Annotated in this window: 26 protein-coding genes; 25 read left to right on the forward strand and 1 reads right to left on the reverse strand. The window is 36.0% G+C overall.

Translation table 11 applies throughout. The features are described from left to right. Nucleotides 1–90: 90 nt before the first annotated feature. The 19 genes from RQ907_RS00880 to RQ907_RS00970 all read left to right on the forward strand — a co-directional run bounded on the left by RQ907_RS00880 (nucleotide 91) and on the right by RQ907_RS00970 (nucleotide 15,322). Nucleotides 91–1,527, forward strand: a complete 1,437-nt coding sequence (locus tag RQ907_RS00880) for an aldehyde dehydrogenase family protein (protein WP_311491520.1) — start codon at nucleotides 91–93, stop codon at nucleotides 1,525–1,527. A gap of 9 nt (nucleotides 1,528–1,536) precedes the next feature. Beyond that, nucleotides 1,537–4,086, forward strand: a complete 2,550-nt coding sequence (gene cutC / locus RQ907_RS00885; RefSeq protein ID WP_311491521.1) for a choline trimethylamine-lyase — start codon at nucleotides 1,537–1,539, stop codon at nucleotides 4,084–4,086. Between the two features lie 17 nt (nucleotides 4,087–4,103). Then, nucleotides 4,104–5,051 (forward strand): choline TMA-lyase-activating enzyme, encoded by a 948-nt coding sequence (cutD, locus tag RQ907_RS00890; protein ID WP_311491522.1) that lies wholly within the window; start codon nucleotides 4,104–4,106, stop codon nucleotides 5,049–5,051. An 11-nt stretch (nucleotides 5,052–5,062) separates the two neighbouring features. Next, on the forward strand, nucleotides 5,063–5,401 hold the full coding sequence (locus RQ907_RS00895; protein ID WP_311491523.1) for a BMC domain-containing protein: 339 nt from the start codon (nucleotides 5,063–5,065) through the stop codon (nucleotides 5,399–5,401). Continuing rightward, a complete protein-coding gene (locus RQ907_RS00900) occupies nucleotides 5,398–5,835 on the forward strand; it encodes a EutP/PduV family microcompartment system protein (protein WP_311491524.1) in 438 nt (145 codons plus the stop codon). Before RQ907_RS00895 ends, RQ907_RS00900 begins: the two co-directional genes overlap by 4 nt. Before the next feature lies 1 nt (nucleotide 5,836). Then, nucleotides 5,837–6,394, forward strand: coding sequence for a hypothetical protein (locus RQ907_RS00905; protein WP_311491525.1), 558 nt, complete (start codon nucleotides 5,837–5,839; stop codon nucleotides 6,392–6,394). Further along, nucleotides 6,384–7,217 (forward strand): ethanolamine utilization protein EutJ, encoded by an 834-nt coding sequence (eutJ, locus tag RQ907_RS00910; RefSeq protein WP_311491526.1) that lies wholly within the window; start codon nucleotides 6,384–6,386, stop codon nucleotides 7,215–7,217. Before RQ907_RS00905 ends, eutJ begins: the two co-directional genes overlap by 11 nt. Then, nucleotides 7,218–7,511, forward strand: coding sequence for a BMC domain-containing protein (locus tag RQ907_RS00915; RefSeq protein ID WP_311491527.1), 294 nt, complete (start codon nucleotides 7,218–7,220; stop codon nucleotides 7,509–7,511). Continuing rightward, nucleotides 7,508–7,777: a EutN/CcmL family microcompartment protein gene (locus RQ907_RS00920; protein ID WP_311491528.1), complete on the forward strand. Its 270-nt coding sequence runs from the start codon at nucleotides 7,508–7,510 to the stop codon at nucleotides 7,775–7,777. The genes RQ907_RS00915 and RQ907_RS00920 overlap by 4 nt, the downstream gene beginning before the upstream one ends. Nucleotides 7,778–7,787: 10 nt before the next feature. Further along, a complete protein-coding gene (locus RQ907_RS00925) occupies nucleotides 7,788–8,075 on the forward strand; it encodes a hypothetical protein (protein ID WP_311491529.1) in 288 nt (95 codons plus the stop codon). 1 nt (nucleotide 8,076) lies between these two features. Further along, complete coding sequence (locus tag RQ907_RS00930) at nucleotides 8,077–8,718, forward strand: phosphate propanoyltransferase (RefSeq protein ID WP_311491530.1); 642 nt, start codon at nucleotides 8,077–8,079, stop codon at nucleotides 8,716–8,718. Between the two features lie 125 nt (nucleotides 8,719–8,843). Further along, nucleotides 8,844–9,125, forward strand: a complete 282-nt coding sequence (eutM, locus tag RQ907_RS00935; protein WP_311491559.1) for an ethanolamine utilization microcompartment protein EutM — start codon at nucleotides 8,844–8,846, stop codon at nucleotides 9,123–9,125. Nucleotides 9,126–9,143: 18 nt separating this feature from the next. Next, nucleotides 9,144–10,736, forward strand: coding sequence for an acetaldehyde dehydrogenase (acetylating) (locus RQ907_RS00940; RefSeq protein ID WP_311491531.1), 1,593 nt, complete (start codon nucleotides 9,144–9,146; stop codon nucleotides 10,734–10,736). Nucleotides 10,737–10,757: 21 nt separating this feature from the next. Continuing rightward, nucleotides 10,758–11,033: a BMC domain-containing protein gene (locus RQ907_RS00945; RefSeq protein WP_311491532.1), complete on the forward strand. Its 276-nt coding sequence runs from the start codon at nucleotides 10,758–10,760 to the stop codon at nucleotides 11,031–11,033. Next, nucleotides 11,033–11,824, forward strand: a complete 792-nt coding sequence (locus RQ907_RS00950; RefSeq protein WP_311491533.1) for a tetratricopeptide repeat protein — start codon at nucleotides 11,033–11,035, stop codon at nucleotides 11,822–11,824. Before RQ907_RS00945 ends, RQ907_RS00950 begins: the two co-directional genes overlap by 1 nt. After that, nucleotides 11,821–12,723 (forward strand): DUF4037 domain-containing protein, encoded by a 903-nt coding sequence (locus RQ907_RS00955; protein WP_311491534.1) that lies wholly within the window; start codon nucleotides 11,821–11,823, stop codon nucleotides 12,721–12,723. The genes RQ907_RS00950 and RQ907_RS00955 overlap by 4 nt, the downstream gene beginning before the upstream one ends. Next, nucleotides 12,724–13,353 carry a DUF4125 family protein gene (locus RQ907_RS00960; RefSeq protein ID WP_311491535.1) on the forward strand — a complete coding sequence of 210 codons (630 nt, stop codon included), beginning with the start codon at nucleotides 12,724–12,726 and terminating at the stop codon, nucleotides 13,351–13,353. Nucleotides 13,354–13,365: 12 nt separating this feature from the next. Further along, nucleotides 13,366–14,220 (forward strand): MerR family transcriptional regulator, encoded by an 855-nt coding sequence (locus RQ907_RS00965; protein ID WP_311491536.1) that lies wholly within the window; start codon nucleotides 13,366–13,368, stop codon nucleotides 14,218–14,220. Between the two features lie 16 nt (nucleotides 14,221–14,236). Next, on the forward strand, nucleotides 14,237–15,322 hold the full coding sequence (locus RQ907_RS00970) for a 1-propanol dehydrogenase PduQ (protein ID WP_311491537.1): 1,086 nt from the start codon (nucleotides 14,237–14,239) through the stop codon (nucleotides 15,320–15,322). Between the two features lie 267 nt (nucleotides 15,323–15,589). Here RQ907_RS00970 and RQ907_RS00975 read toward each other — a convergent pair whose 3' ends face one another. Beyond that, complete coding sequence (locus RQ907_RS00975; RefSeq protein WP_311491538.1) at nucleotides 15,590–17,032, reverse strand: nicotinate phosphoribosyltransferase; 1,443 nt, start codon at nucleotides 17,030–17,032, stop codon at nucleotides 15,590–15,592. 151 nt (nucleotides 17,033–17,183) lie between these two features. On the opposite strand from RQ907_RS00975, the gene RQ907_RS00980 reads away from it, so the two are divergent. The 6 genes from RQ907_RS00980 to RQ907_RS01005 all read left to right on the forward strand — a co-directional run bounded on the left by RQ907_RS00980 (nucleotide 17,184) and on the right by RQ907_RS01005 (nucleotide 22,578). Continuing rightward, nucleotides 17,184–17,831 (forward strand): HAD family hydrolase, encoded by a 648-nt coding sequence (locus RQ907_RS00980; RefSeq protein WP_311491539.1) that lies wholly within the window; start codon nucleotides 17,184–17,186, stop codon nucleotides 17,829–17,831. Next, a complete protein-coding gene (locus RQ907_RS00985) occupies nucleotides 17,831–18,289 on the forward strand; it encodes a PTS sugar transporter subunit IIB (RefSeq protein WP_311491540.1) in 459 nt (152 codons plus the stop codon). The genes RQ907_RS00980 and RQ907_RS00985 overlap by 1 nt, the downstream gene beginning before the upstream one ends. Nucleotides 18,290–18,463: 174 nt before the next feature. After that, nucleotides 18,464–19,945, forward strand: a complete 1,482-nt coding sequence (gltX, locus tag RQ907_RS00990) for a glutamate--tRNA ligase (RefSeq protein WP_311491541.1) — start codon at nucleotides 18,464–18,466, stop codon at nucleotides 19,943–19,945. Continuing rightward, nucleotides 19,945–21,363: a cysteine--tRNA ligase gene (gene cysS / locus RQ907_RS00995; protein ID WP_311491542.1), complete on the forward strand. Its 1,419-nt coding sequence runs from the start codon at nucleotides 19,945–19,947 to the stop codon at nucleotides 21,361–21,363. The genes gltX and cysS overlap by 1 nt, the downstream gene beginning before the upstream one ends. Then, the gene (gene rlmB, locus RQ907_RS01000; RefSeq protein ID WP_311491543.1) at nucleotides 21,363–22,067 is read left to right on the forward strand and encodes a 23S rRNA (guanosine(2251)-2'-O)-methyltransferase RlmB; all 705 of its coding nucleotides are present in this window, start codon (nucleotides 21,363–21,365) and stop codon (nucleotides 22,065–22,067) included. Before cysS ends, rlmB begins: the two co-directional genes overlap by 1 nt. Next, nucleotides 22,054–22,578 (forward strand): NYN domain-containing protein, encoded by a 525-nt coding sequence (locus RQ907_RS01005; protein ID WP_311491544.1) that lies wholly within the window; start codon nucleotides 22,054–22,056, stop codon nucleotides 22,576–22,578. Before rlmB ends, RQ907_RS01005 begins: the two co-directional genes overlap by 14 nt. The last annotated feature ends 21 nt before the right edge of the window (nucleotides 22,579–22,599 follow it).

A 22,599-nucleotide genomic window follows, 5' to 3' on the forward strand; every position in this document is an offset into this window, starting at 1 on the left:
ATTCTAGTTTGGTAATAGCAAGCCCTCATTATCAACTTGAGAAAATAACAGAAAGATACAGGCTCGAGGAGTTATAGAAGGAATTTATAAATGATAACAATAGATAGAGATCTACTTTCTATACAAGAAGGAAGAATTCTAGTAGAAGAAGCAAGGAAGGCCAAGGACTGTCTGGTAGATAAGTCCCAAAGAAAGCTAGAGCCCTTGCTAGAAGAAATATTATCATATTTTAAAAATAATATAAATAAACTTTCTATAAGGGCTCAGGAAGAGACATCCTATGGAGTAGCCGAAGATGAGTATAGGCTATGTAAGTATTTTTTGGATAATATCCACAAAGATTTCGAAAAATATCAAAAACCTTATGAAGTAAGTCAAACAAAAAACGGCGAAAGCTTCTTATTGTCAGTCCCAAAAGGCATCTGCCTAGGACTTATATCTCCGTATTTATCTTTAGCATCGAGTATGCAACTTATAATATTTGCCATAAAAACTCATAATCCTCTTATCTTCATAGCAGAAGATAGGTGTCACAACATTGTAAAAACCATAGTCAATGATGTGAAAAATATTATAAAAGATAAGTACTATCCAGAGGGTTTGGTAGGATTTTTAGATATAAATTCTAAAGCAGGTAAGGAAGAACTCCTAAAAAGTCCATATATCGACTTCATTATAGAAAGTTCTTTCATAGAAGCCAGCACTTACAAGGCTGATAAGGATATATTTGTTTCTGAAATCGGCAACAATGTAGTATTTATAGACAAGAGTGCAGATCTAGAAAAGGCCTGCCGAGAAATAGTTAGGTCTAAAAGTTTTAACAATGGACTAACAGTTGGAGTAGAACAGGCAGTAGTAGTCGAAGCAAGCGTTTTTAATCAAGTGAAGGAATTGCTTCATGAAAACGGAGCATATTTCTTAACCAAAGATGAACACATAAAAATGCAAGCTATCCTCTATGATGATTACCAAAATGTTAGAAAAGAATTAGTGGGCAGGTCAGCAAAGGAATTAGGCCACATATGTGGAATAGCTGTGCCAGATGATTGCAAAATCTTGGTTGTAAATAAACCATATGTATCAGTCAAGAGCCCATATTCTAGGGAAAAGTACATGCCTGTCATATCTATGTATGCTGAAGATGATTGGTTGAATGCTTGTGAAAAATGTATAGAGCTTTTATTAAATGATAAAAAGGGCCAAAGCCTATCAATTTACTCAAATGATGCTCATGTTATTGAAGAATTTATAGAAAAGAAACCAGTAGCAAGAGTGCTTGTAAATACAACGACAGGCCTAGGGAGTATGGGACTAGGATCAAGCCTTCCCTTATCGTTTTTCATAACAACTGACAAGCAAAAAGGCCATAGTCAAAACAGTTTAACTATAAATCATTTTTATAAATTTAAAGAAATAGCCATAGGAAGCAAAGAAAGTTTAGATGAATTTTTGAAAGAGTATAGGCAAAATAAAGCCAATAATGAATTATTTAACCAGGTTTTATTTAGTATAAATAATAAAAAATAAGGAGAGAAAATGGATTTAAGAGAATTTTCCAAAAAGTTGGCAGATGCAACTAAACATATGGATGATGAACAAAAACATCAAGTCCGTCAAATGTTTCAAAAAGTGACAGAGCAACTTGAAAAAGAAGCTAATCATTGTTGCGGAGAAATAGTAGTAGATCATGATGGTCCAACCGAAATACCAAATGGACCAACACAAAGACTTGTAGATTTAAAGGCTAATTTCCTAAAACAAGTACCTGCTATTACCCTACATAGGGCAAAGGTTGTTACAGAAATGACCAGGCAAAACCCAGGCATGCCAAAAATAGTATTAAGAGCTAAGGCATTTAGAAAAAACTGTGAACAAGCTCCACTTGTTATCCAAGATAAGGAATTAATAGTAGGTTCGCCATGTGGTTCACCTAGGGCAGGAGCCTTCTCACCTGATATCAGCTGGAGATGGCTAAGAGATGAATTGGACACAATAGGAGATAGACCTCAAGACCCATTCTATATATCTGAAGAAGATAAGGAATATTGTAGAAACGTATTGTTCCCATTCTGGGAAGGTCAATCCCTAGATGAACATTGTGAAGACCAATACAGGGACGCAGGCGTTTGGGAATTATCAGGCGAATCATTTGTATCTGATTGTTCTTACCACCAAGTAAATGGCGGAGGAGACTCAAACCCAGGTTATGACGTAATCCTAATGAAAAAAGGTATGCTAGATATTCAAAACGAAGCTAAAGAACATTTAGCAAAACTTGATTACTCAAACCCAGAAGATATAGACAAGATTTATTTCTATAAAGCAGTCATTGACACTACTGAAGGTGTTATGATCTATGCAAAAAGACTTTCTGAATATGCAGCAGAACTTGCAAGAAAAGAAACAGATCCAAAGAGAAAGAAAGAACTAGAACAAATATCCATAGTAAACGCCCATGTTCCAGCTCATAAACCAAGAAACTTCTGGGAAGCTATCCAAGCAGTTTGGACAGTAGAATCACTCCTAGTTGTAGAAGAAAACCAAACAGGAATGAGTATAGGCCGTGTTGACCAATACATGTATCCATTCTATGAAGCAGACATCAAGTCAGGTAGATTAAACCAATACCAAGCATTTGAACTAGCTGGCTGTATGCTAATTAAAATGAGCGAGATGATGTGGTTAACAAGTGAAGGAGCTTCAAAATTCTTCGCAGGATACCAACCATTTGTAAACATGACAGTAGGTGGTGTAACAAGAGAAGGTAGAGATGCAACAAATGATCTAACCTACCTATTAATGGATGCAGTTAGACACGTAAAAGTTTACCAACCTTCACTAGCAACTAGGATTCATACCAAATCACCAGATAAGTACTTAAGAAAAATTGTAGATGTAGTAAGGGCAGGAATGGGCTTCCCTGCATGCCACTTCGACGACACCCACATCAAGATGATGCTAGCCAAGGGAGTATCTGTAGAAGATGCTAGAGACTACTGCATGATGGGTTGTGTTGAGCCACAAAAATCAGGCAGACTTTACCAATGGACATCAACATCCTATACCCAATGGCCAATAGCTATAGAATTAGCTTTAAACAACGGTGTGCCATTATGGTATAAAAAACAAGTAACACCAGACTTAGGCAACATCGACAACTTTGACACTTGGGAAAAATTTGAAAAAGCTGTTAAAGAACAAATTTCATATATAACAAAACTAACTGCTGCAGCAACAACCATATCTCAAAGAGTACACAGAGACATGGCACCAAAGCCACTTATGAGCATCATGTACGAAGGATGTATGGAAAGTGGTAAGGACGTATCAGCAGGTGGTGCAATGTATAACTTTGGACCAGGAGTTGTTTGGTCAGGTCTTGCAACATACGCAGACAGCATGGCAGCGATTAAAAAGCTAGTTTATGATGATAAGAAATATACATTAAGACAACTAAACGAAGCCTTAAAAGCTGACTTTGAAGGTTATGAACAAATCAAAAGAGATTGCTTAGACGCACCAAAATATGGAAATGATGATGATTTTGCTGATAACTTCTGCAATGACATTATAAACTTCACAGAAAGAGAACACGCAAAATACAGAACCCTATTCTCAAGACTATGCCACGGAACCCTATCAATTTCTAACAATACACCATTTGGTCAATTAACAGGGGCATCAGCAAACGGACGTGCAGCATGGACACCTCTATCAGATGGTATATCACCAACTCAAGGCGCAGACTTTAAGGGACCTACATCTATAATTAAATCTGTATCAAAAATGTCAAATGATTCAATGAATATGGGTATGGTACACAACTTCAAGATTCATAAGGGAATACTAGATTCAATAGAAGGTGAAAACGCATTAATAACCCTCCTAAGAACAGCTTGTATGTATGGCAACGGAGAGATGCAATTTAACTATATTGACAATGAAACAATGAAAGATGCTCAAATACATCCAGAAAAACATAGAGACTTGGTAGTTCGTGTAGCTGGTTACTCAGCATTCTTTGTTGAACTATGTAAAGACGTACAGGATGAAATCATAAGCCGTACCATGTTAGAAAAATTCTAATATAGAAAGAGATAGTAATGGATAATCTAAAAAATGATCCAAAGGAAAGGACAGCAAGGATATTCAATATCCAAAAATATAATGTACACGATGGTCCTGGTGTAAGGTCTTTGGTCTTTTTCAAAGGATGTCCTCTAAGATGTAAATGGTGTTCAAACCCAGAAGGATTGAGGCGCGAACACCAGGTTATGATGAAAAAAAATCTTTGTATAAATTGTGGCCAGTGTGTGGATGTATGTCCTAAAAATATCCACCATATAGAAGATGGAATCCACAAGGTAAAGCGTGATATAACCTGTATAGGTTGTAGGCAATGCGAAAAAAACTGTATGCAAAAAGCCATAGAAATAGTTGGCGAAGATAAACCTATATCTGAAATAATGAAAACAGTTAGGGAAGATAAGGACTTCTATAATATGAGCGGAGGAGGACTAACAGTTGGTGGCGGTGAATGCACCAGCCAAGCAGAATCTCTAATAGCCCTCCTAGACGCATCCAGGCTTGAAGGCATAAATACAGCTATAGAAACTTGTGGCTATACCAAAAGAGAAAGTTTAGAAAAAATCAAAGACCATGTAGACATATTTTTATTTGATATAAAGCATATGGACCCTATCAAACACAAAGACCTAACGGGTGTAAATAACGAGATTATACTAGAAAACCTAAAATACCTCTTAGAAAATGGAAAAAGAGTAAAGGTTAGAATGCCAATGTTAAAGGGTGTCAATGATAGCAAGGAAGAAATAATGGCTGTAGTAAATTTCTTAAATGACTATAAGTGTTTTAAAAACTTTGAGGGAATTGACCTACTACCCTACCACAGATTTGGCGTTGGCAAGTATGATCAGCTAGATATGACTTATCCTATAGAAGGAGACTTCTCCTTGTCAGATGAAGACCTAGATAGAATTCAAAAATGGCTTGATCAAGAAGGACTAGAAGTCAATATAGTAAAACACTAGGAGTTGAGGATATGGAACACTTAGAAAGAATTATACAAGAATCTGTTCCGGGCAAGCAAATAAGTTTGCTCCATGTAATATCATCACCAGATATATCTGTTAATGATAAACTCGGCATAGAAAGTGGAAATGCTATAGGAATCCTAACCCTAACCCCAACAGAAACGGCTATCATAGCTGCAGACATAGCTGCTAAGGCAAGCCTTGTAGATATTTGTTTTATAGATCGCTTTAACGGGTCAGTTATCATCCAAGGTGATGTGTCAGCTGTGGTAAACGCCCTAGAGGAAGTGGCAAGAGAGTTTCAAATGCTCTTAGGCTTTGATGTATGCAAGGTCACCAAAACATGAGAAGAATTCTTATAATGGGGGCTAAGGGAGTAGGAAAGAGAACTTTATCAAACCTAATCGAAGGAGAGCAAACTACAAATAAAAACAACTTAGATTTGTACTACAGAAAGAAAACAATAATAGCTCCTGGAGAATTCTTGGAGCAGACATGGTTAAACAACGCCCTTATAATGGTATCTCAAAACCAAGCCTATATAAATTTGTTTTTAATCAACTCCTTAGACAATTCTTACTACCCACCGGCCTTTGCGAATTCTTTTACCAAAAGAAATATAGGTGTAATAACCAAGATAGACTTGATGGATGAAAAAAATTACAAAAAGTCTTACCAAATGGCAGAAGACTTAGGCCTGGACCAGATAGTAGCCATATCAAATAAGACCCAAGATGGCCTTGAGAAATTAATTGAAATAATAAAAGAAGCTGAGGCTTGAAATGAAATATATAACAGAAGCACAGCTTAGGGACCTGTATAAAAAAAGCCCCTTTACGAGCTATAAATGCTCGGATGATAGTAGGCTAACCCCAAATGCAAGACAATTCTTAATAGATTTTAAGATAGAAATCTTAGACTTAGACCTTATAGAAAAAACAAGGAAAATCTATAAGGAAAAGAAAGCGCCAATCAAGACTTTCAAGCCAAAACCAGACCCTACTTATAGGATAGGAATTTTATTAAGAAAGCTATCGTGCAGGCTTAGACTATATGATTTGCTCATATCTTTAAAACTATTTGACCTATCAAAGGACCTTAAAATATCTAAACTTAAAGAATTAGAAATTTTAGAAGGTGCAAAAAAGCTAGCAGAAGAGATATTTATGAATATGGAAATATCCAATCCCTACTTGGACTTATTTGTAATAATTGATGATTTTGCTGGGGAGATTAATAAACTTAGCCTAAATGAAGAAGAAAAGAAAATAGTAGAAGCCCTAGTGGCCTATACATATAGCTTATTTATAAAAAGTGTGAAAGGAGTCAATGATAATTAGGTTAGATGAAGTTAATAAAATCATAGAAGATTTCGAAGAAAAAATTAAAAACCCTGTAAAAAATCCCAAGGGTGACCTATATACTGGAGTTGACCTTGGCACAGCCTTCATAGTCTTAACTGTATATGACAAGGATAAAAATCCAATAGCTGGAGCCTACCAATATGCAGAAGTTGTAAGAGACGGGATGGTTGTAGACTACATGGGAGCATGCGATATAGTCGGTAAATTAAAAAAAGAAATTGAAGATAAGATCGGAAGAGACCTAGTTATGGCGGCAGTTGCCATACCTCCGGGAACAGAATCTATAGACGGCGGAGTAGTAAAAAATGTATGCGAAGCCTGTGGATTTGAAGTCATGGCAAAATTTGACGAGGTAAGTGCTGCTAATAAGTTACTAAAAATAGACAGTGGAGTAATCGTAGACATAGGAGGAGGCACAACAGGTGTCAGCATCCTAGAAAATGGTAAGACAATAAAAACAATTGACGAAGCAACTGGTGGTAGACACCTATCCTTAGTTTTAGCTGGAGCCTACAAAACAAGTTTAGACCAAGCAGAAAATCTTAAGAGAGATGTAACAAGACATAAGGAAATATTCCCAGCTGTAAGTCCTGTTTTAGACAAAATAGCAACCATAATCCAAGATACCATCAATGGTGATGAAGTTGACAAGGTAATTCTTGTTGGAGGGAGTGCCCTCCTAAGTGGAATAGAAACTTATATAGGAAATAAATTGCACTTGCCAACCCTAAAACCAATCAATCCTATGTTTGTAACTCCAATAGGAATCTGCTTTGGTCTTATAGAAAGTTGCTTATAGATGGATATTAGACTAATACAAAGACCTAGTGATGCAACCTTGGAAATCTTAAAAACCAGGTCAAAACTAAATTTTGATACCTATAAACCAGGAGCCCTGGGCTTGATTCAAGGAAAAATCATAGAGATGCTTGTGGCAAGTGATATAGCCTATAAGGCATCAGGGGTAATGGTAAGTGATGTTAGGGGTTCTTGCCCTCAAAACTTTGTACTTTTGGCAATAGTTGGTGAAGCTGAAGAGGTAAGAGTCGCCCTAGAGTCAATAAAGGCAAAGAGTGAGGAGATGAAAATATGATAGTAGCAAAGCTTATAGGAAATGTTTGGGCTACTAGAAAATATGAGGCCCTAGAAGGTATGAAATTCATGCTTGTCGAAGTTTTAGATAATAATAAAGAAAAAAAACAACTAGTTGCGGTAGACACAATAGGAGCTGGCATAGGTGACAGGGTTCTTATTAGTCAGGGATCAAGTGCAAGAAGAATCCTCGAACAAAGCGATGAACAAAGAATACCTATTGATGCTGTAATAGTTGCCATAATAGATGATGACTGCAAGATATAAAGGAGTGAAAATGAGAAGACTTGTATCAGGAGATGATGTCTATGAAAAAGCCAAGTCCAAGGAACCAATATACATAGACAAAGACACTATAATTACTCCGTATGCTAGAGACTTAGCTAGAGACCTAGGGGTAAAGATTGAGTGCTATAGCAAAGAAAAACATGCTGAGGAAAATATAAAGGAGATAGAAGAAAAACCATCTGAACCAATCTTAAGCGAAGATGAAATATACAAGCTATTGAAAGAAGCGATAGATTGTGGATGTCTAGATCCTAAAGAATTGGGTGAGATGTTATAGAATGAGTAATGATGTAAAAGAACTTGTATCTATCCTTATAAAAAATTATAAGGATAAGTCTCCAGTCATAGACCTTAATAAAATACCCATTGGCATATCGGGTCGACACATCCACCTATGCCAAAAAGATTTAGATGCTCTATTCGGTAAAGATTACAAATTAACACCTATCAAGGATTTAAGTCAACCAGGACAATTTGCTTGCAAAGAACAGTTGATGCTTGCAGGGCCAAAAGGTTTTATAGAAAAAGTTAGGATTATAGGCCCAGCAAGAAAAGCTACTCAGGTAGAAATACTAAGGTCAGATGCCTTTAAATTGGGAGTAAAACCGGTTGTTAGATTGAGTGGAGACCTAGATGATACTCCGGGCATAACCATAATAGGACCTAATGGAGCAGTAAAGATTGAACAAGGTGTTATAGTTTCTCAAAGACATATCCACTTCAGTCCAAGCCAAGCCAAAGAAAGAGGCTTAAAAAATGGAGACATAGTTTCCATTAGACTATCTGGAATGCGTGGAGGAATACTAGAAAATGTTGCTATAAGAGCAGGAGAAGAATCTTATCTAGATTGCCACATAGACCAAGAAGAAGCAAATGCTTTTGGAATAACATCTAAAGACTATGCAGAAATAATAAGATAATAGGATAGGCAATGACAGAAGAAAAAAATAAAAAAATAAACAAAAAAGAAGAAATTAAAGAAGAAACAAAAGAAGAAGTAAAAGAAGAAGTTGTCAAAAAACAAGAAGAAAGAAAGGAAGTAAAAATGGCACAATTAGACGCACTAGGAATGATCGAGACAAAGGGACTTATAGGTAGTATTGAAGCAGCTGATGCAATGGTAAAAGCAGCTAACGTTGAACTTATAGGCAAAGAACGTGTAGGCGGTGGCCTTGTAACAGTAATGGTAAGAGGAGATGTTGGAGCAGTAAAGGCAGCAACAGATGCAGGAGCTGCAGCAGCTCAAAGAGTTGGTGAATTAATCTCAGTTCACGTAATCCCAAGACCACACATAGAAGTTGAAGAAATATTACCAAAAAAGAACTAATAAAGAGGGTACTAAAAGATGACAGAATTTGATCGTGATCTTTCCTCTATCCAGGCAGCTAGAGACCTAGCTAGGAAGGGAAAAATTGCCGAAGAAGCTTTAAAAAATTATAGTTTTGAACAAATTGATAAAATAATAAAAGCTATAGCAGAAGCCGGCGAAAGACATGCCCTAGAACTAGCTAGAATGGCTGTTGAGGAAACAGGATTTGGAAAGGTAGAAGATAAGTTATACAAAAACCACATGGCTAGTGGACTCTTGTATGAACAAATTAGAAACAAAAAAACTATAGGAATCATTGATGCTGATGAAAAAGAGCAAGTAATAACAGTTGCTGACCCAGTTGGTCTAATAATGGGTATAGTTCCATCTACAAACCCAACAGCTACAGTATTATACAAGTCAATGATAGCTATAAAATCAAGAAATCCTATAATATTCAGCCCACATCCATCAGCAGCTAAATGTACTAATAGGGCAATTGAAATAGTTAATAAGGCAGCAGTAGAAGCAGGTGCACCAGAAAATGTAGTTCAAGGTCTAACCCAATTATCAATGGAAGCAACCAACGAATTAATGCATGCAAAAGAGGTAAAACTAATAATTGCAACTGGTGGTCCAGGAATGGTAAAGGCGGCCTATAGTGCTGGCAAACCAGCTATTGGCGTAGGAGCAGGAAATTCACCAGCTTATATAGAAAGAACAGCCAATGTAAAAAATGCAGTCACAAATATTATGGCAAGCAAGACCTTTGATAATGGTACTATTTGCGCATCAGAACAAAGTATCATTGTAGAAACTTGCAATAGAGAAGAGGTAATCAGGGAATTTAAAAACCAAGGAGCCTACTTCATGAACCAAGATGAAACTAAGAAAGTTTGTGACCTCTTATTTAGAAATGGAACTTCTATGAACCCAAAATTCGTGGGAAGAAGTGCAAAGGTAATAGCTGATGCTGCTGGTATAAATATAGGAGATAATATTAGGGTTTTAATTGGTGAACAATATGGAGTTGGCCCTGACTATCCTCTATCTTATGAAAAACTAACATCAGTTTTAGGTTTTTATACTGTAAATGATTGGCAAGAAGCTTGCGACCTATCATTCAAACTTCTAGAAAATGGTATAGGTCATACAATGAGCTTACATACAGAGGATAAAGATGTAGTGATGAAATTCTCAATCAAGCCAGCAAGCCGTATCCTTGTAAATACAGGTGGAACTATGGGAGGTACAGGTCTTTCAACAAACCTACCAATAGCCCTAACCTTAGGTTGCGGAACTATGGGAGGATCAAGCGTATCAGAAAATGTTGGCCCTTGTCATTTGGTAAATATCAAAAAATTAGTTTATGGGGTTAAAGACTGCTCAACATTAGTAGCAAATGACCCAATATTTAAAAAATACCATGTATGTGATGACCATGGAAGCAATGATCTTCCATCATATGGTTCATCAGCTAATAATTATTTCGAATACTCAACAGGATGCTGTTGCAACAAAAAAGAAGATGATTGTTCTCATTCTTCCCATGATTCTGACAAGGGAATAAATTTGGAAGAATTACAAAATATTGTTAATGAGTTAGTAAACGCCTTCAAAGGCGAATAAAAAATATAAAGGAGTAATAAAATGAACGAAGCATTAGGAATGGTAGAAACAAAGGGTTTAATTGGAAGCATTGAAGCAGCAGATGCTATGGTTAAGGCAGCAAATGTAACCTTAGTTGGCAAAGAGCACGTAGGTGGCGGAATTGTAACAGTAATGGTTAGGGGAGATGTTGGAGCAGTTAAGGCTGCTACTGATGCCGGAGCTACAGCAGCTCAAAGAGTTGGTGAGCTATTATCAGTTCACGTAATTCCAAGACCACATACAGAAGTTGAAGCAATTCTACCAAAGAATAAATAATGGAAAAATATGATTTATCAAAGTTTTATAGCTTACTTAAGATAAAATTTGATAAATCTACTGCCGAAGAGATTATGGCCTTCTTATTAAGTGAATTTGCCAATGCAATAAAGCTTAAAGACGAGTTTGCCATAATCTCTGTTGGCAATGAGTTAGGATCTTACCAGAGACTAGCTGGTAGGGTGGAAGAAAGCTATAGAATTTATGACCTAGTTGGCAAATTAATTAAGAAACATTTTGGAGAAGAATCTCAAGAATATGCCTCTTATTTGTTAAATCTAGCAGATGTTGACATTGTCGCCCAAAATTATGGCTTGGCAGTAGCTAAGCTTAAGACTTGCCTAGCTATACTAAAAGATTTTGATGATGTGGACTATCTTGTTGCAAGTGCTTATAATAATAGGTCTTCTGCCTATAGGCAGTTGGGAGAACTTGCCTTAGCAGAAGAAGATATAAGACAAGCTATAAAAATAGTGAAGAATGATTCTAAGATTGCAATTAGCAAGATAAATCTTTCTCAAATTCAAAATATGCAAAAAAAATACAGCCAGGCTATAGAAAATGTTAGAGATGCTATAGGATATTTTCTAAAAAATAATCCGAATGATATTCACCTAGCCCACGCTTATGCTAGTTACGGGGATATATTTTACCAGCTTGGAGAATACGATAGGTCAATAGAAGAATTTCAAAAGGCGAGAAAAATTATAAAAGAAAAAATCGGCCAGGGCCAAAGCCTTGAAATGATTGATAAGAATATTGACCTTGCCAGAAAAGGAAGAAGCCTATGAAGGGATTAGCTTTATCAAGAAAATATTTTGCTGACCTAATCTATCCTTCTATCCAAGAAAATTTCCCAAAGCTTAGGGGGAGACTTGCTTATGGTTTGGTAGGCGAAGGCTCCGAATGTTATGGACTTGATGATGATTTATCCAAAGACCATGATTTTTATCCTAGGCTAATGATTTGGATGGAAGAAGATGATTATCAAAATTATGGTTGTGCCATAAAAGAGCTTTTGACAAGCTTAAGCAATGATGATAATGGATATAGCAATTTCAGAACAGGTCCAATCGCTACTAAGGATTTTTATCAAAGATATACTTCTTTTAAGGAATTTCCTATAGAGGACTTAGCTTATTTTAAGATTCCAGAAACTTTTTTATCAACAGCTACAAATGGAGAAGTTTTCTTGGATGAACTGGGAGAATTTTCCAGGATAAGATCCTATCTAAAAGGACATTATCCCAAGGATGTGTGTCTTAAAAAACTTGCCAAGGCCCTAAGTTTGATGGGTCAAGCTGGTCAATATAATTATCCAAGATCTATCAAGAGAGGGGATTTATCAGCGATTTTTTTCTCTAAGGCTGAGTTTGTAGAAAATGCCTACCAGGCCCTGTACTTATTAAGTAGAAACTACAAACCTTATTATAAGCTAAGTCACGCCCACCTAAGCAAATTAAATTATTATCCCAAGGAGCTTTTAGACGATATGATTAAACTACAAAGCATGCAGGATAGTGATTTATCAATAGGACTTATAGAAAAAATTTCAGTATATCTTGCTGATATCCTAAGACATAGGAAGCTTATAAGGACTGCTGATAATTTTTTGGTAAATGTGGCTATAGATTTGATGGAAAACATACAAAATGAGACAATAAGGTCTATGCATATAATGGAGGGCTAAGTGAGAAATTTAAATAAGGTTTTTTCTAATAAAGCTTTATTAGAATTTATAAGAAAATCTACTGTAGATGGTAGTCATATGTCCGATATTATAGAAGTAATTGAGATGGAGTGGTTGTTTTTTGATAAGGTAAATGGTTTATCAGGCAGGGCTTTTTGCCAAGATAATTCGACTACCTTTGTTAATATGAGACTTGCTCAATACTTGGCTTTCGATTATAAAATAGTTAATTCAATAAAAAAAGATTACAAAAATCTTTTAGATAAGGGACTAAACCCAATCGAGGGCAAGTATATTAGGATGATGAAATATACCGACAAGGACTTATATGAAAATCTTAAATATTCTTTAGAACCTATTTCACCTATAAAAGAAAACCTTCTTAACCATATAAGAAATATGTTAGAAACTTATAGTGAAAAATTTGCTAAAAATTTTGTAATTTCTAATTCGTACTCTAGACCAAATGAAAGTAGAGTAAACCAGGTAAGCAAGGTAGATTATTTTATAAGTGAGCTATCTTTTCTTTCCTTAAGAACCCTATGGTTTATAGAAGAAAATTTAGGGAAAAATAAAAGCTTTATAGAAAGTATTTACATCAATACTGTAAAAATCTCAGAGATTATTTAAGGCAGGTAAATTATGGATAAGTGTTGCAAAACTACTAACAGGCTCTATTCTATAGGAGAGGTTGCAAAGAAAACAAAGGTGTCTACTAGAGCTCTTAGATACTATGAAGAGCTTGGGCTAATCCACCCAGATATTGTTAAAGATAATGGCTATAGGTACTATAGCGAGGATACCTTCACCACTGTACCTATAATTAAATATCTTCAATATATGGATTTCAGATTAGAAGAAATCAAAGAATTGAAAGAAGATGTGGATTATAAAGATATAAAAAACAGCTTCACCAAGGTTTTAGATAAAACAAAAAAACAAATTGAAGATCTAAATGACAGGCTAACAATGATAAAAGATTGGTATGACCTAGCAGCTGAAGCAGAATCCTGCATGATGATTGAAGTTGATTGTCCAGTTGTAAAATATTTAGAGAGCCAAGATTATATTAAATACGAAAAAGAATTTGATTTTAACTATAAAAACTCCATACTTGATGTAGACTTTGCATCTTTTGTAAAAGACGAAAATAACAAGATAACTGGCCCAGTTATGCATTTTTTTAATTCTTATGAAGAAAGGCTAGGGGCAGAGGAAAATGAAGAGCCTTTAGAGGTTACTTACATACAAAAAACTGTTAGTCCTATAAATAAGGAAGAAACAATCTTCCATCAAAAACAAGGTTTTTATGCAAGCATCTACCATTACGGATGCCATAAAAATATGAAAAAGTCTTATGAAAAATTAATTGAATGGGCTAAAATAAAAAATTATAAGTTGGATAAATCTTGTATTGAAAGATTTGTAACAGATTATTGGAGTTTTTCAGATGAGAGAAAATTTGTCACTGAGATATTAATTCCAATATTAGAATGAAGTTGAAAGGAAAAAAATGAGCTTTTCAGTAAAAACGAAAGTACAAATAGGAGAAGAAAATTTAGACTTCCTAAAAAACTTGACAAACTCTAGGGTTTTATTTGTATGTGACCCCTTTGTTGTAAAAAGCAGGATGATAGATAAATTTACTTCTCTAGTAAATCCTAAAAGCCAAATAAGAATTTATGATAAGATAAAACCAGACCCAAGCATTGAGATTGTTAGGGAAATCAAAAAAGACCTTATGGATTTTAGGGCAGATTATGTAATAGCTATAGGTGGAGGATCTTGTATCGATGCATCCAAGGCTAGTATTTATGATTATTATAGGTCTAATGGATCTAAGCTAGTATTTATCGTAATACCAACCACAGCGGGAACAGGTTCTGAGCTTACAAATTTTGCCGTTATTACAGAAGCTGATAACAAAAAAGTTTTAATAGATGATCTTATGCTTGCAGATTATGCGCTTTTAATACCTAGCCTAACAAGGTCAGTCCCTAATTTTATAAGTGCAGATACAGGCATGGATGTACTTACCCATGGTCTAGAGGCTTATATTTCTAAAAACGCCAACACTTTTACAGATGTTTTGGCTTTAAAGGCCATAGATTTGGTATTTTCAAGCCTAAAGAAGGTATATGATGACGGCGACAGGGTAAGTCTTAGAAAAAATATGATTGAAGCAAGTGCCATGGCAGGTATGGCTTTTAATAATGCAGGGCTTGGTATATGTCATTCCCTCGCCCATACTATAGGTGGCAATTTTCATATATCTCACGGAAGGCTAAACGCTATATTATTGCCTTATGTATTAAAATATAATGCTGAGAATTCTGAATATGCTAGATTGAAATTAAATAAACTAGCAGAAAATTATGGTCTTTCATCCTACATTGACCTAATTGATAAGATCAGATCTTTGGCATCTTCTATGGGCATACCAACAAATTTGAGAGGGCTTGGAAAAATAGATCAATATCAATACGAAAGCTCTTTGGACAAGATGGCTGAAGCAGCTATGAATGATATGTGCACCCCTACAAATCCTTCTATTGTTATAAAATATGATCTTAGAAATCTTCTAAGCGACGCATTTTAAAAATTATTGCTTATCTCCTAAAATAAAAATGTATCAACCCTTACCCTTATATGAGGATATAGGTTGATACATAATTATGAACATTTATCAAATCTCAATTTTAGAATTCACCTATTTTCAGTTTTTTTATTATTTATTACTTCTCTTTTATATTTCCCCAGAGGGGTCTTTTTTATTTTCAATAAATTTGTAGGTTGTTGGAAAATAACAATAGTTAAAGTCTAATAAAAAACCACCAGACTTTTATTTTGCCTGATGGTTCTAATCCTATATTGATTTTGCTTCTATAATTAATTTCTGTTTTAAATTCCAAAGTTTTTGGGAAAGGTCAACGTAATAATTGTGGGGTGCGTCATACCTTTTTACCTCATCCCAAAGGCTTGCGACTTCTTTTTTTCTGTAATTAGCAATTTCTTCTAGGGAAGGTTCTTGGTAGACAAGTTCGCCTTTTTCAAAAATTTTAACTTGCATTTGTCTTGCCTTGTAATTTTTCATCTTTTTCATCTTCCAAGTGAAAAGTGGGTCAAAGATTACAAGTGGTTCGGAATCGTCAACTTCTTCATCTCTAAGAGCTATATAATCAGCTTCGGCCTTGCCAGTTTCCTCGTCATAGAGCCTGTAAACCTTCTTAAAACCTGGTGTTGTAATTTTTTCTACGTTTTCAGAAACCTTGATTTTTGCTTCAAGATCACCGTTTTTTTCGATTGCTACAAGCTTATAGACTCCACCAAAAACAGGGTCAGACTTGGCTGTAATTAGCCTTTCACCTATACCAAAAGAGTCGATTTTAGCTCCTTGGGCTAGGAGGGATTCGATTTTAAATTCATCTAGGGAATTGGATGCTACAATTTTAAAGTCCTTAAAACCATTTTCGTCAAGTCTTTTTCTGACTTCTTTTGAAAGGTAGGCCAAATCTCCTGAGTCAATCCTAACTCCACCTGTAAGTCCTTTTGGCACGAGTTCCTCAGTAAAAACTTTCATTGCATTTACAAGACCAGATTCCAAGGTGTCGTAGGTATCGATTAAAAGTATGCAATTATTCGGATACATTTTTGCGTAGGTTTTAAAGGCTTCGTACTCAGAGTCAAAGGCTTGAATCCAAGAGTGGGCCATGGTGCCTGATGCCTTAAAACCATATTTTTTGGCTGAATAGGTATTGGATGTGATAGGAGCGCCTCCTATATAAGCAGCTCTTGCACCTGTGATTGAAGCGTCAGCTCCCTGGGCACGTCTAGCACCAAATTCCATAACCAACCTGTCGCCTGCAGAAGATACAATCCTATTTGTCTTGGTTGCTATAAGTGAATTAAAATTCATTGACAAAAGCAAGTAGGTTTCGATTATAGAACATTCTATGATTGGGGCTTTGACTGTGACGATTGGTTCGCCTGGAAACATAACCGATCCTTCTGGAAAGGCGTAAACATCACCAGTAAACTTAAAATTTCTTAAATATTCCAAAAAACCGTCGGAAAAGCCACCCTGGGCCCTAAAATATTCTATGTCTTCATCGGTGAAATGGAGGTTTTTGATATAGGAAATTATATCGTTAAGGCCTGCAAAAATCGCATAGCCAGCCTCATCTGGGTTTTTCCTGTAAAAGGCATCGAAAACTGCGACAGAGTCTTTCATTCCGTTTTCATAATAACCATTGGCCATAGTAAATTCGTAAAAATCACTAAGCATGGTTAGGTTTCTAATTTCTTTCATATACTCCTTCTTAAATATTTATCATTCAATATTTTCTTGCAAATATTTTCTTACTTATATTTATACCCTAAAAGTTAAAACTTTCTTTAAATATTTACCGTACACAATTTTTTAAAGAAAAGTACAATAATAGAAAAAAAGCGAGGATGAGATGTATATATTTGATATTGACGGTACTTTGTTATACACAATAGACACCATTTCTTATTTTATAAATGAAACTTTAAAAAAATTCGCCTTGCCAGCTTGTGAAAAAAATAGGATTGAATCCTTTGTTGGCAATGGACCTGTTGTCTTATGCGAAAAAATCCTAGACTATGTTGGAGCAAGCAAAGATAAAGATTTTAGGAAAAATTTCCTTGATTCCTATAATAAGGCTTATGATGATAATCCAGCCCACCTTACCAAGGCCTATGATGGGGTGAAGGAGGCCCTTGATGAGCTTAAGAAAACAGGAAAACCCCTTGTTTGTTTTTCAAACAAACCTGACGAAACTTGTAAGAAGATCATTCCTGTTGTTTTTGGAGAGGGGTATTTTGATGATATTTTAGGCTACAGACAAGATTACCAGAGAAAACCATCTCCAGAAGGCATTATAATCCTTAAGGAAAAGTTTGGGGTAGATTTTTCTGATATTATTTATTTTGGTGATAGCGAAGTGGATATGAAGTGTGGAAAAAACGCAGGAATCTTTACTGTTGGGGTCTCTTGGGGTTTTAGGGATAGGAGTGTTCTTGAAGAAGCTAATCCTGACCTTATAATAGATGAGCCAAGCCAAATGGTCATCAGGAGAGCCTGATGGGAAAAATAAGCTTAGCGAGAATTGATTCTAGACTTGCCCATGGGGATCTTGTAAAAGATTGGTGTCAGACTTATGGTCTAAAAAAAGTAATAATTGCCAATGACCTTACAGCGAAAGACCCCATCAGAGTCGAGGTGATGGACCTCACAATTCCAGATGAGATTGAGTCGACTTATGTAACAGTGGCAGATGTGAAGGATTTTCTAGACAAAAATGAGGGGGAGTATTTTCTCTTGGTGGAAAATACTTCTGACTTAGAGGAAATTTTGGATGCTGGTGTTGAAATTAAAGAAGTTAATGTTGGCATAATTCATTTGGCAATCGGCAAAAAATCTCTTACAGAGCTTGTAGCTGTGGATGAAGATGATTTGAGAATTTTCGATAAAATCAAAGCCCAAGGGGCAAAAATTTTTATTAGGACTTCGGTTTTTGACGATGAAGAAAAAATAATTTAATAAAAGGCAAAAAATTATCAAAAAAATAAAAATCAACCTTGACATGGTTGATTTTTGTAGTAATAGATGTTATAATTAGATGAGTTAAGGTTAAGTTGTGGGGAAGTTTTACTTCCCTTATTTACTTATTCATCTAAAAGAATAATTTGAAAAGAAAACTAAAAGGAGTTATTAATGAGCGAAGTTAGAGTAAGATTTGCACCATCCCCAACAGGATATTTGCATATAGGTGGACTTAGGACAGCCCTATTTAACTACTTATACGCAAGACACACTGGTGGCAAGATGCTTTTGAGAATAGAAGATACTGACAGGACTAGGTTTGTAGAAGGAGCTTTGGAGAATTTACTTAAGGCTTTAAAATGGTCTGGTGTTGAAATTGACGAAGGTGTTATGCTCGATGAAAATGGCCATGTTACAGAAAAAGGTGATTTTGGTCCATATATCCAATCAGAAAGGGTAAAAGCAGGCATCTATGACAAATACATCGACCAATTAATCGAAGAAGGCAAGGCTTATTATTGCTTCTGCTCCCAAGAAAGAGTAGATCAAGTTAGGGATCAAATGAGAGCTGACGGTCTTACACCAAAATACGATGGCCTTTGCAGGTCTATTCCACTAGAAGAAGCTAAACAAAGAGTGGCAAATGGTGAAGAGCACACAGTTAGACTTAAGCTTCCAAAAGACTATGATATTTCCTTTAATGATAGGATTAAGGGCAAGATTACCTTTAATACTGACGACCAAGATGACCAAGTTCTTATAAAGAGAGATGGATTTCCTACCTACCACTTTGCAGTAGTTGTAGATGACCATTTGATGGGTATTACCCACGTTGTTCGTGGAGATGAGTGGATTTCATCAACACCAAAGCACGTTTACCTTTACGAAGCCTTTGGCTGGCAAGCTCCAGAATATATCCACCTACCTACCGTTTTAAATAAAGACCACAAAAAATATTCAAAGAGAAACGGCGATGGCATGGTAGAAGACTTTATAGAAGAAGGCTACACACCAGAAGGCCTTATTAACTTCCTTTCTCTATTGGGATGGTCACCAGATAGCGAAGAAGAAATCTTCTCTATGGAAGAATTAGCAAAACAATTTGATTTTGACAGGGTAAATAAAACTGGCGCTGTTTTTGATAAGAAAAAACTTGACTGGGTTAACGGTCACTATGTAAGAGAATTAAGTCCAGAAGAACTCGCCAAAGACATCAAACCATACATGCTTAAGGCAGGTTTGATTGACGAATCTTATCCAGAAGATAAGTTAGTTCTCCTTGCAGAAACATGGCAATCAGCCATCGACAAGTTCTCTGATGCACCAGAACTTGCTAAAAATTACTATATCAAGAGTGAAGATGTTGACTATGATGATGACGCTAAGGAAGCAATTTCAACAGATGAAGCTAGGACCTTATTTGCTGCATTTTTGAATCAACTTGACCAAGTAGATGAAATTGACGCTGACTTTGCAAAATCAGTTATGAAAACTATCCAAAAGGAAACAGGTATCAAGGGCAAAAACCTATGGTTCCCAGTAAGGGCAGCCGTTACAGGTTCTGTTCACGGCCCAGACCTATCAAATGCCTTTTTAATCATGGGCAAGGACCTAGTTAAGGATAGATTAGAATACGTAAGGAATAATTTTTAATGAAGATTTACAATACTCTTAGCAGAACTAAGGAAGTATTTAAACCAATTGAAGAAAACAAGATAAAGATGTACGTCTGTGGACCTACAGTTTATGATTATATGCACATAGGAAACGCTAGGCCTTTGGTAATCTTTGACACCTTTAGGCGTTTTATGACTTACAGGGGTTATGATGTGACCTATGTTGTAAACTTCACTGATGTTGACGATAAGATTATAAAAAAATCTATCCAAGAAGGCAGCACAACCAAGGAAGTCACAGACCGTTACATTGCCCAATATATGACTGACGCCAAGGCCCTAAATCTAGACGAAGAAGACACCATCCACCCAAGGGCAACCGAGGTTATGGATGATATTATAAATTTCGTCAAGGGTCTAATTGACAAGGGCATGGCATACGTTTCAGATGGTGATGTTTACTTTGATGTAAGCAAAAAAGCCGACTATGGAAAATTATCAAGAAAAAATCTTGACGACCTAGTTCACGGGGCAAGCCAAAGATTAGATGACAAGGACGCTGGAAAGAAGAAAAATCCTGCAGACTTCACCTTGTGGAAGGCAACTAAACTTGAGGGCGAAGTCGCTTGGGATAGCCCATGGGGTAAGGGTAGACCAGGTTGGCATATAGAATGTTCTGCCATGAATAAGAAAATTTTGGGAGATACAATCGACATCCACGCTGGTGGAGAAGATTTGGAATTTCCTCACCACGAAAATGAAATTGCCCAATCCGAAGCCCTAAATGACGTAAAATTTGCAAATTATTGGATGCATAACGGGATGATTCAGGTAAATGGGTCAAAGATGAGTAAGTCGGTTGGAAACTTCTTTACCCTTGACGATATCAAAAAAGAATACGACCTGATGACCATTAGGTTCTGGCTATTAACAACTTCTTATAGGCAACCAATCAACTTCACCAAGGAAATAATCGACCAGGCCCAAGCTTCCTTAGATAGGCTTAACAACGCCTATTTTAAGGCAGAAGACCTTCTTTCAAAGGCAAGCGAAAAGGAAATCTCAAGTGGAGAAAAAGAATTATTGCAAATCTTAAGTGAAAAGGAAAATGAATTTGTAAGTGTAATGGAAGATGACCTAAACACAGCAGATGCTATTACAGTTTTATTTGATTTGGCAAAATTCATAAATACAAACTTAGCTAGCGAATCTTCTAAAGAATTTGTGGAAAAAACTTTCGAAACTTATGCTAGACTCTATGAAGTTTTAGGCCTTCTTGCCAAAAAGAAAGAAGCCCAAGTAGATGAATCCTTTATAGAAGAAAAAATCGCAGAGAGAAATGCTGCTAAAAAAGCAAAAGATTTTGCTACAGCTGATAAGATTAGGGATGATCTTAAGGAAATGGGCATCATCCTTAAGGATACCAGAGAAGGTACCAAGTGGGAGATAGGCTGATGGATAAGATTTACGGCAGAAAACCTGTAATTGATGCCATTGATTCAGGTGTAAAAATCTATAAAGCCTACCTAATCAAACAAAATTCTAAGATTATCGACGAAATTATTTCTAAGCTTCAAAGGGAAAATGTTGAGATAAATTTTGTAGATAAGAGATTTTTTGATAAAATAGAATTGAACCACCAGGGTGTGATGGTAGAGGTCGAATCTTTTCAGTACAAAGATTTATCAGATTTGGATAAATACCAAAGGCTGATTATACTTGACCAAATCGAAGACCCTCACAACCTCGGTGCTATAATCAGGAGCGCAGAGAGCTTTGGCTTTGACGGGGTGATTATTCCTGAAAGAAGGAGTGCCTCAGTAAGCCCAATTGTTTATAAAACTAGTGCTGGAGCTATCAACAATATAAATATTATCATGGTTAAAAATACCAACAGGGCTATTGAAGAAATTAAAGAAGCCGGTTTTTGGGTCTATGGACTCGCTGGCGAGGCTTCTTCCCCAATTGACCAAGTAGACCTTAAGGGCAAGGTTTGTTTGATAGTTGGCAATGAAGGCAAGGGTCTATCTAGACTTGTAAGGGAAAATTGTGATATACTTATAAATATACCTATGAAGGGTTTTGTAAATAGCTTAAATGCATCAGTAGCCTCAGCCATTGCTATGTATGAGGTTTTAAGACAAAATGGCTTTAGTTAAGGAAAATATAACCTATGTCGACGGCTATAATGTTATTAACAAGTGGCCGAAATTAAGGGAAGCTTCCAGAGAAAGTCTAGAAACAGCTAGGGAAGATTTAATCGAAGACTTGGCTGAATATAGCTTTTTATCTGGAGAAAAATTGGTGATTGTTTTTGATGCCTACAACCTTGATAGGCTTAAGGAAACAAATATCGAAAAATATGGGATGAAAATAGTTTTTACCAAGAGGTTTCAAACGGCAGATACCTATATCGAGGCAGAACTAGCTAGAATTGCCAGAAGGCATAATGTAAAGGTGGTCACAGATGATGGCCAAGTCCAAAACATGGCCCTTGTAAAGGGAGCAGTGAGGATGACAGCTCTGGAACTAAAGACTGACCTTGATAGCCTAAGGGCCAAGATTAAAAAAACTAAGAAGGCAAATTTCAACCAAAATTACAACGCCTATCCCATTTCCAAGGCCCTAAAAGCCAAGCTAGATGAGCTGAAAATAGACCTAGACGACTAGGTGGGTAAATAAATTCAAACG

Origin of the sequence: uncultured Anaerococcus sp. (genome assembly GCF_963510575.1) — a bacterium.
Lineage (GTDB): Bacteria > Bacillota > Clostridia > Tissierellales > Peptoniphilaceae > Anaerococcus.